The organism is Lachnospiraceae bacterium oral taxon 500 (genome assembly GCA_002999035.1).
Lineage (GTDB): Bacteria > Bacillota > Clostridia > Lachnospirales > Vallitaleaceae > W11650.
The window spans coordinates 2,873,672-2,890,388 of sequence record CP027241.1; the positions used below are offsets into that span (position 1 = coordinate 2,873,672).

The window sequence follows — 16,717 nt, forward strand, 5'->3', positions numbered from 1 at the left end:
AACGGCGGGAATCTATTTGCGGATTCCCGCTTCGTCATTCATGACCGAAACAACTTTTTTCCACATCTGCTTTTCTTCTTCCGTCCACGGCTCATGCTGATTTTGATAGTCGTTTTTCCGCTTGATTTCCGCTAACACCTCTACCATGTGTCGGTATTTCTTTTGATTGATCCGGATCAACTTCTCCGCCAGCGCCGGTTTCCATCGGCACTTGACCAGCAATAGCGCCGTATGAGCGGCACACAGCAGCCCGCCCTGCTCGTATTTGGCGGCAAAAGCTTCATCCGCCAGACCCTCGGCCATGACCGCAACATAGCTTGTTTCACCGGTTCGGGCATTGTCACAAAAAAGGCAGTCCGTCCGTCCGGAATAGGCCTGTAGTTTTTTGGGCTTACCGGCTGCAATTTCAGCAGAAAGCTGCTCCAAAAAATCAGTATACAGAATGGCATGCGCCAGCGGGTCGCCCATTTCCCGCAGCTGATGGGCATGAAAATTGCAAAAGCCATGCGCTGCGGCCATCTTTTGACGCAAGCCCCGATCATTGACACTGTCAAACAAAAAGCGATCCATTGCCTGCTGCGTCCGCTTTTCAATCAACGCGCAAACCGGACACCGGTCCTCTTCCATCAAGTCATATAATTCATGCCAAATAAAATCCTTAGCCAATGGTTTTACCGCCTTTCCTACATATATTCAAATAAGCTCTCTGCGAATAAATTCAGATTTACCTTAAAAGCATAATGTATTCCTTTATTTTTTCTGACAGCTTTTCTTTATTATTTTCCAAATTTAGATAAAAGCCTGTAACTCCATAGCCGATCATACTGTAAAGTGCGGTTAAGCGATAATGATTCTCTGCTTTCTTATCATTTACAGCGGATGCTTGTTCTATATTTGCTGTATTACATATGGATTCAAAAGTTTTTCTGTTCATAATCTTCTGACAAAATCTCCAGGCTTCCTCTTCCGTTTCATCGTTCCGCTTCGGTGTAGACCAAACCTTTTTCATTTGAGCTACTCTGAAATTTTTATCATCTTTTCTTCCGGTTTCATTATAAATATATGCTTCCAATCCCCAGATCCAAATAATAAAATCCCACACATTGTAATTAATTTTCTCCGGAATCTCAATATTTACATGTTCGCAAACTTTCAATGCTTCTTCCTTGCAGTCATAAATATATAGCCAATACGCAAGTTCACACAAAGAAGACATATCTGCATTTTTTGTAAAAGAACAACTTTTACCTAATTTTTTACAAAGCCCGACAATTTCTGGTTCTTCATGATTCATCATAATATCTGCAAACAACATATGTATTACTCCTCAACTTCAAATTTTGTTGATCCTGTTATAAACCGGAAGTTATCAATTCAATTCCAATCTCATTGAAACCAGTTCCTGCCAACCTTTGCACCGTGAAATAAAGCCTCTGGGATTGCGTCCAAATTCAACAAATCCTATGCTTTTGTATAAAGCAATCGCATTACTGTTATCACTTACAACCTCTAATTCCAGTTGAGAAAAGCCTGCATTTTTTGCACACGCTATACAAGACATAGTCAAAGCCCGACCTATTCCAATCCCCCAGAAATCTTTTTCAATTGCTATTCCAAAATTTGCACGGTGTCTAATTTTGTTCTGACCTTTCTGATTCACACCAGCAGTTCCAACAATACGTTCATCAACAATAGCACACAGATACACTTCTTTATCTGAGTTTGCTCTTTCCGTCAAAAATTGTTTCTCAAATACTACGTCAAATGTTGTTTCATCTTGATAGGATGATAAAAAATCTGTTTGCTCGTGAGTTAGAAGAAAAATATTTAAAACTTCCTGTGCATCATCTCCGACAGCGCTCCGAATCAAACACTTTTTTCCATTCTTTAAAATAATATTTCTTGTATACTCCATCTTTCATTCCCTCGCAGCTTCCAATCTATTTCTATAAAACAATAGGAAAAATAATCCCTAAAGCCATCGCCATAAAGCCTAATATAATACCTAAAATACATAATACCAAAACCATCACCGGAATATGCTCACGAATCTGAATAGAAAACTGACTGTAATTAACCGGATGTTTATTTATGGCATTTATTACAAACGCCCCCGTTTTATCTCCAGTACTTCCTTCCCCATCCAAAGAAATAACATAGATTCCTTCTTCTGCCCAAAATGAGTACAATTCGATTCTTCCTGTTTCAAATCCATTTACACTAGTTCGCAACAGTTTTGCTGACAGTGGGATGTTTTTTCCTGTCTGCTGATTTATAAGTTTTATCCCCAATTCCCCTATCGGCGATTTTATAAACTGTTTTCCGCTAAGCCATATGCCATATTTCCCCTGGGTAATAAGTGTAAATATACCCTCCCTGCTTGTGCATGACATTTCATACAGCATTTTAGCATTAGCAAAACGAACTATATGTTTAATGCTAATAATCAACACGCTTAATCCTATCGGTATTAATATGCAAAATAAGTATTTCATTTTTCTCCATAAAAACAAATTGATTAACAAAAACTTCACTAAATACTAAAACTTGTTTCAAATCCAGAGTAATTTCATGGCTGCTAAATCATCTGTAAAAAAAGACTTTAAATCTGTAATTTAGCTCTTTGTATAAAATATCATATATCGATTTCTTACCCTAATCTCCTTGCTATAACTTTTTGGGTCGCAATATTTCCTTTTCTCTTTCGAAGTATTTCCAGACGCCTTTTTCCAATTCGCTTATCCGCCGCTTTTAATATATTAATCAGTCCCCAATAATCATTATGAAAATGTTTATCCAGCAACTCCTCTTTTGGCGTATTTAAGTATTCCTTAAACAAATCAGATATATCAGATATGTCATTATTATATGGATATGTCATAGCAATTGAATCTCGTGATAAATTTTTCAGTTCCTTTTTTTCATTAATAAACTGTTTAGGGTAGTCAAAAATAATCTCATTATCTAAAGTTATAAAATATCTTGGCAAATCGCTACTTCCCCACCTACTACCCATACGATAAACACTGCAATGAATTTGAAAATTTATTGTAGGATCAATCACTTTATACAGTTCACTTTGTAGTTTACTCCAGCGTTTCATTTATTCTAACTCCAGACTATCTAACTATATCTTTTTACACAACTTGGAAGTTATCAATCTAAATCTATTTCCTTGATTTATAAAACTTCTTATACTTTGGATCATCGTATTCGAAATATCTATACCCAACTCCCTTTTGTTTTACAAGATTTTTCCATAGCTGAAGCGCTTCATCTAAGTTTCCAAGTTCAAATTCATATTTCGCTTTCATATGTTCAATTTCAAAATCATACAAATGTAGTGTGTTATTATTCTCTATCATTCTATCTAACCAACGTTTTGCAATGGACATATTGTTATTTTGAAGCGCCCGACCAAAAAATGTTTTTGCATAATTATAGCCTTGATTCCACTTTGCTCCTGAATCAGGGAATGCCTTCCATCCTTGTTCTGCAATAGAAACCCCCTCCTCTAATCTGTTCTCTTCAAGTTTATTCATAGCATCCTTACCATAACCAATAACCGTGTCATATCTTTCACTATCTAATAACATGCTTATTATGCCTCCTAAAATCCAATAGATTTTTCATTTATAGTTATAGAACAAACCATTTTTAAATTCCCATTAAAATAGAAATATAAACCCTAAAACGTTCGATACTATATTACAACTTCTGATTTAACTCACTAATCAGGTATATAATCTTTCCATTTCCCATTTTCAAGAATTTCCAATTTCCCCCACTGTGGTTTGCCGGTATCACGCCCTTTTACTCTTATCGGTAAAAAAGCATCATGCTGACAATGAGGTAGCGGATCATCAAAATCTATCCAACCGTTTTCATCAATAAACTCATTCCAATCCTCGTAAACATCTTCAATATTTTCATACCAATCGTCAAACGAACACTGAACCGCGTCTTTTTGGCAATACATAAACAGAGAAACTCCGTCTTTTTTCGTCTGATACAGCATAATTTTATATATATAATCTTTCTTGTTTGTTTTTACTGGTTCTTTTAAATATGCATATCTTCTCATTTCTGTTTCTTCTTCTGTTTTACTGATGAATTTTGTAAGCTTCAACAGCAGCTAAAAGTATCGAATCCGTTTCCGGTAAATAATTTGGATTATGATATAAATCAGCTTCCGCATAGCCGGACCTTGACAGAATACTTATTACCAGACTATCTAATATATCCATTTCATCATATTTTTCAGTATCCATATCAATTCGGAAGTAGAAATAGCCGAGGAATTCATATGGCTTTGAAATGGACAACTTACTTCACCAAAATGCGCTTCAAGCACAGGGTATGCAGACCGCACAGCATCTGTGCCGGATTTTACGATTTGAATCTCCTTTTCGGAATAGGAGTCTACTTCCTCGGTTTTTCCCTTTAGTCTGTCAACATGGCTCATGGCTATATTTTTTGTCAAGAGTTCATCATTGATATATTTCTTAAATTCAAATGAATTATTTTCACCGAAAGCTTCCCACATAAGGCTATTATCTGAAATGCTTTCAAGAATAGTGACATCAACGGCATTTCTCACTTCCTCATCTCCGCTTTTCCAGAGATGCTGAATAAGTCTACAATATTTATTAAAAATTTCGCTTTGAGCATTAACCTCAAATTCGGCTTTCATAGGGCCATTTATGGCCTCACTTGCAAAAACATGAGGCAAAACACTCCCAAAATCCGCCAGATGCTCTTTATAATATGTTTCACAATTTTGAAATATAGCGACTATATACTCCGCCATCCCCTGTTTGTTCATACTTCTCCCTCCCAACTTCCAATTTGAAGCGCGCAAGCACAAATGAATGTGACCGCGCAGCGAGCATATCCCTTTTACGGCGCTTCACCGGCAGACGGTCGGTTTTGCGCAGGAAAATCCGATGTCCTAAAAGGACCGCGGCGAATGCTTTCAAACAAAGAATTTGGTCTGGCGGTGAGTAACTGGATGATAAACTGGGAGTTGTTTAATGAATTCAGTTTTCCCATGGTTTCTTTCCGTCCAGCCACCCCTGCTCTTTCCAGTACTTAGTATCGATTGGATTAAGTCCCTTTTTCTGGAAGAGTCTCATCACAGAGAATAGTACTCTTACCTTTATTCCGGGACGAACCTTGTTTCGTCTGCTTAGTATTTTCTTTGCTATCGAAGAGACTTTCTTTTCAATGTGTCTCCGTTTCTTATCGCTTACCCGTTCCCAACTTGTAGCTGCAACGCCTGTTCCAAACCGGTATATCTTTCCAACGCCCCAAAAGAGGAGACTGTCCGCCATATCCTTATTAGTTGACTTAACTCCTGCACCGGCAGCTGTAGAAATACAGACTCCCTGCTTTCTAAACATTGAGTCCTTTGGTCTATGAGACATCCAGCGGTAACCGTAATGATCTAAGAAGCTCTTCATGGCACCTGTTGTGTGGAAAACATAAACTGGACTTGCAAGTATTATCACATCGGCATTGTCAATTGCCTCTGTTATAGGGGAGAGCTTTTTAAAATGTGGACATTTATCCTCTCCATTTATAAAGCAATTTGTACATCCACAACAAAATTCGTCGAAATCTTTCGGAAGGAAAATCTCAGTTAATTCACCATCCAGTTTTTCAGCAAGCAAGTGAGCTATATGGAATGTCGAACCCTTATGGCTCTGACCATGAATTATTGTAATTTTCATTTCCCACCTCAACTTCCAATTTATATACCTCTCTTTATTCTAAGCTCTCCCGGCATGGCAACCATGAATATCTGCTCAATAGCAGTTCAGGCAAGCCATTCGCAATTCGTTGCAAGAAAAAGCAATTCCACTTTATCGACGAATTGCTCATGTGGCGCTCATGCAAATAGGTGCTTATAGTTGCTATGCCTTTGGAGAGCAAGCTCTCCCGGCACATCAACTATAAGCCCCTGCTTGCCTGAACTGGAAACAAAAACCGGCCTCTTTGTTTGCACAAAGACTGCCGGCCTACTGTTAAAGAATCTCGACTACGACTCTTTTATCCGATTTAATCGCCGCGGCTTTTACTACCGTGCGGATTGCCTTGGCAATCCGGCCCTGCTTGCCGATGACCTTGCCCATATCTTCCTGAGCAACTTTCAGTTCAATAATGGTCGACTTTTCGCCTTCCACTTCATTGACTTCCACGGCGTTCGGATCGTCTACCAATGATTTTGCAATCAACTCAACTAGTTCTTTCATTTTTTCCTCCTGCGTTGACTCGTTTTCTAGTCAACAATCCCTGCAATCTTCAGTAATTTACGAACGGTGTCGGAAGGCTGCGCGCCGGTTGACAACCACTTCTTCGCAACTTCTTCGTCAATCTTAAATTCTGAAGGATTCTTGGTCGGATCATAGTAACCCACCTGTTCGATAAACTTACCATCGCGAGGAGATCTAGAATCTGCAACTACAATTCTATAAAAAGGAGCTTTTTTTGCACCCATTCTCTTTAATCTCATCTTTACTGCCATTATTTTCACCTCCTATTCTTATTGATTTTTATCTATCCAAACCCGAAAAACTCCGGGGCTTGAAGCACACATTTACATTCCGGGGCAGATCCGCCATTATTTGAAAAACGGCATATTAAACATTCCCTTTTTCTTTTTGCCGCCCTTCATCATACCGGACATCTGCTTCATCATTTTCTTACTTTCTTCAAATTGCTTGATAAAGCGGTTGACCTCCTGAATCTGATTACCGGAGCCTTTCGCAATCCGGTGCTTTCGGGACGGATTAAGGAGCGACGGGTCGCGCCGTTCTTCTGGTGTCATTGATAAAATAATCGCTTCCATCCGGCTAATCCCGGATTCATCTATTTCAATATCCTTCAGCTGTCCCGCTACGCCCGGCAGCATCGCCAAAAGATCGGTTAACGGCCCCATATTGCGCATTTGCTTCATTTGATCCAGAAAATCTTCAAAATTAAACTCGGCTTTGCGAAGCTTGCGCTCCATTTCCTTGGCTTTTTCTTCATCAACATGGGCACTGGCCTTTTCAATTAAAGTCAGAATATCGCCCATTCCTAAAATCCGCGAGGCCATGCGGTCGGCATGAAAAACTTCCAAATCCGACAACTTTTCGCCAACGCCGACAAACTTAATCGGCCTTTGCGTAACTGCTTTGACCGACAGAGCCGCGCCGCCTCTGGTGTCGCCGTCCATTTTGGTCAAAATCACGCCGGTGATATCTAACAGCTGATGAAAACGCTCCGCCACATTGACCGCGTCCTGACCTGCCATCGCATCAATCGTCAGCAGAATTTCCTGGGGATTTAGCTTCTCCTTAATCCGCACCAGCTCCTGCATCATTTCCTCGTCAATATGTAAACGCCCGGCCGTATCGACAATCATCAAATCATATCTATTCTTTTTGGCATGCTCTAAAGCTGCTGCCGCAATCTCAACCGGATCGACCTCCGTTCCCATCTCAAAAACGTCGACCTTTTGCTGCGCACCGACGACCTGCAACTGCTTTACCGCCGCCGGCCGGTAAACATCGCAGGCAACCAGCAGCGGTTTTTTACCCTGCTTTTTTAAAAGCCCTGCTAACTTCGCGGTCGAAGTCGTTTTACCGTTACCCTGCAAACCGACCATCATAAAAATCGTCGGTGCTTCTTTGGCAAAGGTTAAGCCTGAGTTTTCAGACTGCATCAGCTTGGTCATTTCCTCATTGACAATCTTAATCACCTGCTGACCGGGAGAAAGACTGCTCATAACTTCTTCGCCGACCGCCCGTTCTTTTACCGCCGCAACAAAGTCCTTTACCACCTTGAAGTTAACATCCGCTTCCAGCAGTGCCATTTTGACTTCGCGCATAGCGGCATTGACGTCGGCTTCGGTCAGCCGGCCCTTGCCTCTTAAGTTTTTAAATATGGATTGAAACTTTTCCGATAAGGATTCAAATGCCATAACTGCTCCTTGTATTTTGGAAAACTGGGTTTTCTTATTCGGCTCTAAACGCCGCGTTCTTTCTGTTCTATAATTCCGCTAAGATTTCACCGGTCAGCTTGGCAATTTGCCGCATCGCGTCCGTTTCTTCCTGCCCCGCAATCGCCTGAATCCGCAAAATCTTTTCCTTTTGCCCGGCAAAGCGCTGAAGAAGCTGTAATCTTGCTTCGTAGCCCTCTAATTGCTTATCGCAGCGCTTGAGCAGATCATGCACCGCCTGCCTGCTAACTTCATATTCTTCAGCAATCTCCCCCAAGGACAAATCCTCGGCATGGTATTTGCGATAAACTTCTTTTTGCCGCTCGGTTAAAAGTTCTCCGTAAAAGTCAAATAACAATGATTTTCTGACAAACTCTTCCATGCTTCCTGCCTACTGCCATTCTATACTTTTCCGCGGCCGCTGAAACCGCTCTGCCTCTGCATTTAAAAGCAACTGCCGCATAAAAAAGATGCCGCCAGACACTGCCTGATAAAACAGCCGACCGTAAACCGCATCCCTTTTTACCGACAACTGATTATACTATAAAGGAGAACTCCTTGTCAAGGGGGCTTTTTAAAAAAGTATTTTGTTCCTTCTCCCCCGAATTTACATGCTCTATAAAATCTCTATCCCTTTTCCTTCTATTTCTTTAATCAGCTCTTCATCAATCATCGAAATATAATTTACCGACTTTAAATTAGGAAGATACTCTATGCCCTTTATCGAGCGGATGTCAAACCGGTCATCTTCTCCATCCCAGTCCGGCACTATCATTTGATAAACTTCCAGACCGCCGTCAAAGGTAAGGCTTTCGACTTTTAATAAGTCTTTTTTGGTAAGTTCAATATTTTTAAAATACTCCATCGCGTTGCTGATAAATAATTCGTATTTTTCATCATCGTAATTCTCTTCATTCGCGTAAAACTCATTTTTCCGTCTTATATGAGCGTTGATTTGGCCTTCAAAACTGGGAGTTTTATGGAGCAATTCGTCAATCACAACTAACTTAAAATTAAAATCAAACTCTCGTTGGGCAAGTGCGGCTTCTATTTCATCCTCCACCAAGGAGTACTGTTTGGGATCACATTCCAGAAATTCAAAACCCTGAGCATAAATATTATAATTTAGAGCATAAAAATGCCCGGCCAAAACTTCAACTTCCAGATCAACCGACTCTTTCAGACTTACATCTTTTTTATATTCATTTGACCAGACCGCATTTACCGTAAGTATATGCCGGCCGGGCGACACATAATATGCCGGCATACCAAGCCTGTATAATTTATGCCTTTCTTTTACACCGTCTATCTTTTCAATAACATTTAAATAGGCATAGCCGGAGCGATGCCTGTTTTTCACAAAAATTGCCGCTTTTCGCTCTTCTTCCCCTGTTTTTCTTTTAAAAAATCCCATAATACCTCACTCTAAATACTCAGCTGCAATGACGTTACTCGAGAACTCCTCTTTTGATACGGCGTTCTCAATCATTTCAACTTTTTCATTCCTTCCCATCAACCGATAATATTCACCCCATAGCAAGGGAGATTGCAAGGGAATAAGTTCTGTTCCAAGAAGCATCTTTTCCACAATCTGCTCTTCCTGCAGAGAACAATCAAAAAGTTTGCCATCCCTGACAATAGAAAACCCAGCCATGACATCGACATCCATCGAGTCGATAGTGAACTCCATAAATGCTTTTGTTTGATACTTGGGATTGGGCTTGAACGGCTGAATCTCTCCCATTTCAGATAAAATTTTTCGGACACATCCAACATCCGTATCGGAAACCATCAAATCAATGTCATGAAACTCGGATGTAATTCCTTTGAAGTATAGCAGCATAGATGCTCCCAAAGCCCACACAACATGCGCTTCGTTAAATCGATGGGCAATCTTCTTTAATAATTCGATTTTTTCTTGTATTCCTGCCATCGTGTACCTCCGCAGCTTCTAAGTTGCCAATCTCTGGCGGAATTTATCCTATTCAAGCCACTGTATAAATGCTGTTTTATCCTCACTATTGTACCCGGCCTTTTTATAGAACTCTAATGTGCTTTCCTTTTTTGCGCCTGTCAAAAGCATCATTTTATAACAATTATTCTTAATTGCTATCTCCTTAGCATAATTGAGACACTCGGCTGCATATCCTTTTCCACGATAATTTTTATTCGTAACTACATTTTCAATAAACGCATAGGGCCGTACATTTCTCGTTAAGTTCGGAATAATAACGCAAACGCAAGACGAAAGAATTTTACCTTCTATCTCATTGACAATAATATGATGGTTCTCATCTTTCATAATCGTTTGCCATGTATTCTCTAACTGTTTTGAACTTTCCGGAATACTTTCCTCATGTAGAAACAGGTATAAGTTCAATAATGCATCTAAATCCTCTTTAACCGCTTCTCTTACCATAATTCCGACTCCCCAAGTTTTAAATTGTTCTATTTTCCGCCTTCCTTTTTTCTTTATTTTACCACACCCGCTGAAAAAAAGAAAAAGATTAAAGTAATCAAAGACCTCCAAATGCCAACAGCATCAGAGGTCTTTGATCAATAAACTATTAACCCAGACAAAAAACTTTAAATCCGGCTCTTTTTCGCAACGATTACCGGCGCATTCAGTTCACCCTTGAGCGAGTGATGAGCGGTAATCACAATCTCTTTGTCAAAAATGACATGCTCCAGGCTGACATCATTTTCAATGGTCGAGCCCTGCATGATAATGCTGTTGACAACTCGCGAATTTTTACCGACCCTTACGCCGCGGAACAAAATACTGTTTTCCACATACCCTTCTATGATACAGCCGTCGGCAATCACGGAGTTTTTCACCTCCGCCTCCGAGTTGTATTTGGCCGGTGTTTCATCCTTCACCTTGGTAAATACCGTCTTGCCCTGACCGAATAAATCCTGGCGGACTTCCGGCTTTAAAAAATCCATATTGACCTTATAGTACCAATTCACGGTATTAACTACCCGCCAATAGCCCTTATATTCATAGCCGTAAATCTTCAGGTCATTTAGCTTGCGGATTAAAATATCCTTGACAAAATCATAATGGCCATGGGCAGATGCTTCCTCTAAAAGCTCAATCAGCAGCTCACGCTTTAAGACATAAACCGCCATCGAAACCAAACTGCCTTTCGGCGATAACGGTTTTTCCTGAAGGTCAATCACCCGTCCCTCTTCATTTAAGCGAAGCAAACCAAATTCCTTTAATTCTGCCGCCGGTACGTCCGCCATATCATAGTACATCATAGTAATATCGGCGCCGGACTCGATATGCTTCTCCAGAAGATCATTATACGTTGTGGAATAAATGCAGTTGCCGGTTGTAATCAGCACGTATTCCTCATGCGAACGCTTAAGGAAAGACATATTTTGATACATACCGTCAGCCGTACCCTGATACCAGCCCTTATGCTCCATCGACAAATACGGCGGGAAGAGGTAAAGCCCCTCATTACGCCGATCCAGATCCCATTCCTTACCGGCACCCAGGTGATCCGTCAAAGAGCGAAAGCTGTACTGTGTCACCACGCCGACCTTATCAATGCCGGAGTTAACCATATTGGACAAAACAAAGTCAATTGCCCGGTACTTGCCGGCAATCGGCAATGCCGAGATGGACCGTTTCATCGCCAGTTCTCCCAGCAGCGGTTTTTGATTACCCGTTGTAATGATGCCAAAAATATTATTCATGAGCTATGCCTCCCTTAAAAATCGTTTCGCCGGAAGCTATTTCATCCGTCGGAAAATCTGTCCCCTCTGCTCCGTGGTGAATGGCCACGTTTTTGCCTATTTTCTTACCGGACGGAACCGCTGCGCTTTCCCCGACCACCGTAATCCCGGTATAATACAAGTTAGGCTTCAGCTTATTGGGAACATCTTCGCCCACGCCGATTTCCGTTCCTTCACCAACCGTTACGCCCGCCGCTAAAATTGATTTCCACACCTTGACATTTCTTTCAATCACACAATCCTGCATAATGATTGAGTTTTCAATATAGGCGCCTTCACCGATCGTTACATTCGGGAAGATGATGGAATTGCGCACCACCCCGAAGATTTGACATCCCTCGCCGACAATCGAAGTCTTAACACTGCCCGAGCCGCCGATATAATGCGCCGGCATTCCCGGGTTATTGGTGTAAATCTTCCAGGACCGGTCATACAGGTCAAACTCCGGTACCAGCTTAATCAAATCCATATTCGATTCCCAGTAGGCATCGATGGTTCCGACATCCTTCCAGTAACCGGCAAAAGGATAGGCGTACATCGCCCGCCCCTCTTCCAACATCATGGGAATGACATTTTTCCCGAAATCATAATCCGAATCCGGATTTTGATTGTCCCGAATCAAATATTCGCGCAGAACGCTCCAGGTAAAAATATATACGCCCATGGAAGCCAGATTATTTTTCGGCTCTTGCGGTTTTTCCTCAAACTCAACAATTTTTCTTTTTTCGTCTGTGTTCATGATACCAAAGCGGTGTGCATCTTCCCACGGCACCTCAAATACGGAAATGGTTCCGTCCGCTTTGTTTTTCTTGTGATCATCCAGCATTTTGGCGTAATCCATCTTATAAATATGGTCACCCGACAAAATCACGACATACTGCGGATTGATTTTATCAATATAATGAATGTTCTGAAAAACCGCATTGGCAGTTCCTTTGAACCAGTCGTTGTTTTCTTCGCTGGTAAAAGGCGAAAGAATCGTTACCCCACCGTTGATTCGGTCCAAATCCCACGGTTTGCCGATGCCGATATGCGCGTTCAGCTCCAGCGGCTGATACTGGGTAAAAACCCCGACTGTATCAATCCCCGAATTGACACAGTTACTCAGCGGAAAATCAATGATTCGATATTTTCCTCCGTACGGCACTGCCGGCTTGGCGGTCGATGATGTTAAAATTCCCAGTCTGCTTCCCTGTCCTCCGGCCAATAGCAAGCCGATCATTTCCTTTGCCACCATTTTATCACTCCCTCTTTAAGCAGTTTAACTAAAGCAACCTTGTCAGCTTTGTATATTTCTATTATGTTTTTCCGAAATTAATCCATTTCTTAATACTATTTTAACTTATATTAAAAAAAATTGCAATCTTTTTCTTGCGGAATTGTTATTTTTTGCAGCAATATGATATTTATGCCTGATATGCAAAAAACTTGCTTTCAAAAAATATCCGGTATCACCGTCATCTGCAGCGCTAATCTTAGCATTAATCCTATTTCCGAATCCCATACCCGCCGTAAATCGGCTTGCTTTCCGAAACCGTAATCATGGCATTTTTTTGATTGGTCTTGGCAATTTCAACATATTGTTTGACCTGCTTGCGCTTGACAATACTAATCAAGATTTTGCGGGCATAATCTTTCCCGCAGCCCTCCATTACCGTGACCGCAAAACCGGCTGCCCGCAGCGCTGCCGTCAGCTCCGCCTCATGCTCCTGCAAAACAATAATTTCAATCCGGCTGGTTCCCAGTGCCAGCTTTTCTTCCAGAAGCGAGCCCAAAAAATTGCCGACGCCGAAGCCGACTCCGTACAACACCGCCTTGATTGGATCTTGTGTTACGTTATCCAGCACGGTCGACACCAAAGCCAGCCAGATAAAGGCTTCCACTACGCCTAAAATTGCGCCTTTCACCTTTTCACCCTTAGTAATCAGCACCATCCGCACTGTACCCAAGGTCACTTCCAGGACCTTAACCAAAAATATGGCCAAATAATACCAAAGCATTTTTTCACCCCCGCCTGCTGCTTAAAGTTCAAATCTTTGCCGCAGCACCTGAATCACACCGCCTTCTTTATTGGCCGGAGCAATATATTTGGCCGCTGCCTGTACCTCCGGCTGAGCATTGGCCATGGCATAGCTTTCTCCCACATTTTGCAGCATTTCCATATCATTAAAATAGTCGCCAAAGGCCATACATTCCTCCGGCTGCAAGCCGTATCTTTCCTGCAAGCGCTTTACAGCATTGCCCTTACCGGCACTTTTATTTAAAATATCAATCCAGTTGGAGCCGGACACATAAATCTGATAGTCCTTTTTCAGCCATTCCAACTGCGGCGCGGTTATGGCTGCGCCGTGTTCACAAAAAACCGAAATCTCCATAATTTGCTCATTTTGGGTTCTGACGCAGATATCCTCGGCTAATTCCACATTTTCATAAAAATTATGAGCAATCGCCGCAATCATCTCTCGTTTTTCTTCCTGACATTCAATATAACTCATTTTCTTGCCGCACAGCACAATCCAAGTGTCGGGAATCTTGCGAAGCTCCTTAACAATTCTTTCCACCTCATCATTATCCAGCAAGTCAAGATAGATTTCCTCTGTTTTATCATAAATCAAAGTACCGTTATCGGCCACTATGATCATCTCATCAGCCAGTTTCGGAAAAAATTTTCTCAAATCGTTATATTCCCGGCCGCTGGCTATGCCAAAGCGAATTTGCCGATCCATCAGCCGGCGAATCGTGTCCATTGTTTTTTCCGGAAGCTGATGATCTCCGTCTAAAAGCGTTCCGTCCATATCTGCTAAAATCAGTTTAATCATTTTATTTGCCCCTATCGATATATCGGTTTGCGTTTTTGCTTAAAGGCCGCGTAGCCTTCAATCTGATCCTTGGTGCCAAAGGCGGCAGCCATATATCCCATTTCCACTTCTTTGGCGACGTCAAATCCGGCATCCATACCAGATGTTACCGCCATTTTAATCAATTCCACCGATGTGGCCGAATTATCGGCGATTTGATCCGCCATTGCCATGACTGCCGGCCAAAATCCCTCCATATCTGTCACCTGGTTCAGCACGCCCAGCTCCAGCGCTTCCTCCGCTTTTATCCGCCGTCCGGTAAACAGCAGTTCCTTGGCTTTGGCCAAACCGATCTCCCGAGGCAGCCGCTTGGTGCCGTTAAAGCCCGGCGTAATTCCAAAGGTTACTTCCGGCATGGCTAAGCTAGCTTTTTCACAGGCAATCCGAATATCACAGCACAATAAAAACTCAAAACCGCCGCCGAAAGCATAACCGTTGACCGCTGCAATCGTCGCTTTGGGCAGTAATTCTATCTTCCGAAAAAGATCCCGCCCCCGCCGGGAATATTCCATGACCTCAAAGCCGCGGGCATTGCCCAACTCGTCCAAATCCGCCCCGGCAATAAAGCTTTTGCCTTCGCCGGTAAAGACAATTACCCGCACTGCCGGATCGGCCGCCAAAGCATCCACTACCTGGTCAAGCTCCTCCAAAACACCGGAGTTTAAAGCATTCAAGGCCTCCGGCCGATGAAATGTAACTACGGCAACATTGTTTTCCACATTAACAAGCAGATATTTCTGTTCCATCAGAATCCCTTCCCGGCAAATCGCCGTTCTTTTTATACTCACCCGGCAGCCCAAAAACTCCGCGCACCGCTGAAAATACTATTTTTATCTTAGCACAGCCCGGCTTAAAAGTAAATCAGATTCCGCCTTTTCCCCAAATTTTAAAAAGAAACCGCTGCCTTCACCCAAACGGCCTGTAATTCGTCAACATATTACCCAAGTGCCGTATTTTCGAAAAATTATCTTTCTACGCAAAAAATCCCCTTTCGAGGATTTTCGATGTTTGAACAAGCGGTTTTTCTGCCGTCTTAATCTGCCAGCATGAGTTTTTCCAGCTGCAGCGGCTCGATGTACTCTCCGTTCCGGTAGGCTCTCATATTGCCGCCGGAAATCTCATCAATCAAAGCAATCTGCTTATCTTCACCCACCCGGCCAAACTCAAACTTAATATCATATAATTCCAAACCTTTTTTCGCCAACTCCGCCTTAACGATCGCCGCAATCTGCCGGGTCATCTCCGCCAGCGTCCGGTACTCCTGCCGGGTCATAATCCCCAGCATATCCAGCGCTTCCTCGGTAATCAGCGGATCATTCCGGTCATCATCTTTTAATGTCACCTCAACATAAGCATCCAGCTTTTGTCCATCCGCCGCATATTTGCCGTAGCGACGCAAAAAGCTGCCGACTGCCCGGTAGCGGCAAATTACCTCAACCCCTTCTCCAAAAACACTGGCCGGCAGCACCGTCATGGTCCGATTGGCAATATCGGCACTGACATAATGAGTAACAATCCCGGCCGCGTTGATTTTTTCAAAAAAGAACTTCGTCAGTTTCAGTCCGGCTTCCCCGGCACCTTCCATTGTCAGTCCAACCGTATTGGCACCCGGATCGAAAACACCGTCCGTGCCGGTCACATCATCTTTAAACTTCAGCAAATACTGGCCATTTTCCAAATCAAATACGTCTTTCGTCTTTCCCCGATAAATTTCTTTCATGATAACCTCCGTTTTTTCGATTGATTCCGCTGTCTTTCGCCAGTCGACTCCGCTAAGCTCCATCCGCAGAAAACTTACTCTGCATCGGGCAGATTACACCCTTATACCCTGCTAGCGGCTACGGCAAACTTTATTTTTGACATAAGTGCCGGATCCGTATCTCCTCTTTGCGGTATGCCTTTTATCATAATCGAAAACCGAAAAAAATTCAAGAGATTTTCCGAACAAAAAATATTTTTTTATAAAATTTGTTCGGTTTTTATATCTGCTCCGGTCAACCTCTAAAAAGCGGCAATTCAAAACTCCCGTTCCGGCCACTGCAATCGAACGGGAGTTTTTTCTCTTTGATGCTTTTTGTTCAACTATGAATCCAGCCGGTGTGTGCTCCGCTCCTTTTGCTCCCACCTT

General features: G+C 42.3%; 23 protein-coding genes. All 23 read right to left on the reverse strand.

The genetic code is table 11. From position 1 onward, the window contains the following. Positions 1-12 precede the first annotated feature (12 nt). The 23 genes from C3V36_13085 to C3V36_13195 all read right to left on the reverse strand — a co-directional run bounded on the left by C3V36_13085 (position 13) and on the right by C3V36_13195 (position 16,714). The gene (locus tag C3V36_13085) at positions 13-666 is read right to left on the reverse strand and encodes a hypothetical protein (protein AVM70096.1); all 654 of its coding nucleotides are present in this window, start codon (positions 664-666) and stop codon (positions 13-15) included. A gap of 58 nt (positions 667-724) precedes the next feature. Further along, entirely contained in the window at positions 725-1,315 is a 591-nt protein-coding gene (locus C3V36_13090; GenBank protein AVM70097.1) for a hypothetical protein, read from the reverse strand. Between the two features lie 54 nt (positions 1,316-1,369). After that, a complete protein-coding gene (locus C3V36_13095) occupies positions 1,370-1,915 on the reverse strand; it encodes a GNAT family N-acetyltransferase (protein ID AVM70098.1) in 546 nt (181 codons plus the stop codon). 31 nt (positions 1,916-1,946) lie between these two features. Then, positions 1,947-2,495, reverse strand: a complete 549-nt coding sequence (locus tag C3V36_13100; GenBank protein AVM70099.1) for a hypothetical protein — start codon at positions 2,493-2,495, stop codon at positions 1,947-1,949. Between the two features lie 155 nt (positions 2,496-2,650). Then, on the reverse strand, positions 2,651-3,103 hold the full coding sequence (locus C3V36_13105; protein AVM70100.1) for a hypothetical protein: 453 nt from the start codon (positions 3,101-3,103) through the stop codon (positions 2,651-2,653). A 64-nt stretch (positions 3,104-3,167) separates the two neighbouring features. Further along, a complete protein-coding gene (locus C3V36_13110) occupies positions 3,168-3,596 on the reverse strand; it encodes a hypothetical protein (protein AVM70101.1) in 429 nt (142 codons plus the stop codon). 134 nt (positions 3,597-3,730) lie between these two features. After that, on the reverse strand, positions 3,731-4,084 hold the full coding sequence (locus C3V36_13115; protein ID AVM70102.1) for a hypothetical protein: 354 nt from the start codon (positions 4,082-4,084) through the stop codon (positions 3,731-3,733). 150 nt (positions 4,085-4,234) lie between these two features. Continuing rightward, a complete protein-coding gene (locus tag C3V36_13120; GenBank protein ID AVM70103.1) occupies positions 4,235-4,825 on the reverse strand; it encodes a hypothetical protein in 591 nt (196 codons plus the stop codon). A gap of 214 nt (positions 4,826-5,039) precedes the next feature. Then, positions 5,040-5,732 (reverse strand): flavin reductase, encoded by a 693-nt coding sequence (locus C3V36_13125; GenBank protein ID AVM70104.1) that lies wholly within the window; start codon positions 5,730-5,732, stop codon positions 5,040-5,042. 294 nt (positions 5,733-6,026) lie between these two features. Beyond that, positions 6,027-6,254 carry an RNA-binding protein gene (locus C3V36_13130; GenBank protein AVM70105.1) on the reverse strand — a complete coding sequence of 76 codons (228 nt, stop codon included), beginning with the start codon at positions 6,252-6,254 and terminating at the stop codon, positions 6,027-6,029. A 26-nt stretch (positions 6,255-6,280) separates the two neighbouring features. Beyond that, the gene (locus tag C3V36_13135) at positions 6,281-6,526 is read right to left on the reverse strand and encodes a 30S ribosomal protein S16 (GenBank protein AVM70106.1); all 246 of its coding nucleotides are present in this window, start codon (positions 6,524-6,526) and stop codon (positions 6,281-6,283) included. A 96-nt stretch (positions 6,527-6,622) separates the two neighbouring features. Continuing rightward, complete coding sequence (locus C3V36_13140; GenBank protein AVM70107.1) at positions 6,623-7,966, reverse strand: signal recognition particle protein; 1,344 nt, start codon at positions 7,964-7,966, stop codon at positions 6,623-6,625. A 67-nt stretch (positions 7,967-8,033) separates the two neighbouring features. Continuing rightward, positions 8,034-8,366 carry a putative DNA-binding protein gene (locus C3V36_13145; protein AVM70108.1) on the reverse strand — a complete coding sequence of 111 codons (333 nt, stop codon included), beginning with the start codon at positions 8,364-8,366 and terminating at the stop codon, positions 8,034-8,036. A 234-nt stretch (positions 8,367-8,600) separates the two neighbouring features. Then, positions 8,601-9,035, reverse strand: a complete 435-nt coding sequence (locus tag C3V36_13150) for a hypothetical protein (protein AVM70559.1) — start codon at positions 9,033-9,035, stop codon at positions 8,601-8,603. A gap of 369 nt (positions 9,036-9,404) precedes the next feature. Beyond that, on the reverse strand, positions 9,405-9,917 hold the full coding sequence (locus tag C3V36_13155; GenBank protein ID AVM70109.1) for a hypothetical protein: 513 nt from the start codon (positions 9,915-9,917) through the stop codon (positions 9,405-9,407). A 48-nt stretch (positions 9,918-9,965) separates the two neighbouring features. Continuing rightward, complete coding sequence (locus C3V36_13160; protein AVM70110.1) at positions 9,966-10,403, reverse strand: GNAT family N-acetyltransferase; 438 nt, start codon at positions 10,401-10,403, stop codon at positions 9,966-9,968. 167 nt (positions 10,404-10,570) lie between these two features. Further along, a complete protein-coding gene (gene glgD, locus C3V36_13165; protein AVM70111.1) occupies positions 10,571-11,692 on the reverse strand; it encodes a glucose-1-phosphate adenylyltransferase subunit GlgD in 1,122 nt (373 codons plus the stop codon). Next, complete coding sequence (locus tag C3V36_13170; protein ID AVM70112.1) at positions 11,685-12,968, reverse strand: glucose-1-phosphate adenylyltransferase; 1,284 nt, start codon at positions 12,966-12,968, stop codon at positions 11,685-11,687. The genes glgD and C3V36_13170 overlap by 8 nt, the downstream gene beginning before the upstream one ends. A 250-nt stretch (positions 12,969-13,218) precedes the next feature. Beyond that, positions 13,219-13,731 (reverse strand): hypothetical protein, encoded by a 513-nt coding sequence (locus C3V36_13175; protein ID AVM70113.1) that lies wholly within the window; start codon positions 13,729-13,731, stop codon positions 13,219-13,221. A 21-nt stretch (positions 13,732-13,752) separates the two neighbouring features. Then, the gene (locus C3V36_13180) at positions 13,753-14,550 is read right to left on the reverse strand and encodes an HAD family hydrolase (GenBank protein ID AVM70114.1); all 798 of its coding nucleotides are present in this window, start codon (positions 14,548-14,550) and stop codon (positions 13,753-13,755) included. A gap of 11 nt (positions 14,551-14,561) precedes the next feature. Further along, positions 14,562-15,389 (reverse strand): hypothetical protein, encoded by an 828-nt coding sequence (locus C3V36_13185; protein AVM70115.1) that lies wholly within the window; start codon positions 15,387-15,389, stop codon positions 14,562-14,564. Positions 15,390-15,622: 233 nt separating this feature from the next. After that, positions 15,623-16,309: a phosphoribosylaminoimidazolesuccinocarboxamide synthase gene (locus C3V36_13190; protein ID AVM70116.1), complete on the reverse strand. Its 687-nt coding sequence runs from the start codon at positions 16,307-16,309 to the stop codon at positions 15,623-15,625. A gap of 111 nt (positions 16,310-16,420) precedes the next feature. Beyond that, positions 16,421-16,714, reverse strand: a complete 294-nt coding sequence (locus tag C3V36_13195) for a hypothetical protein (GenBank protein ID AVM70117.1) — start codon at positions 16,712-16,714, stop codon at positions 16,421-16,423. Between the last annotated feature and the right edge of the window lie 3 nt (positions 16,715-16,717).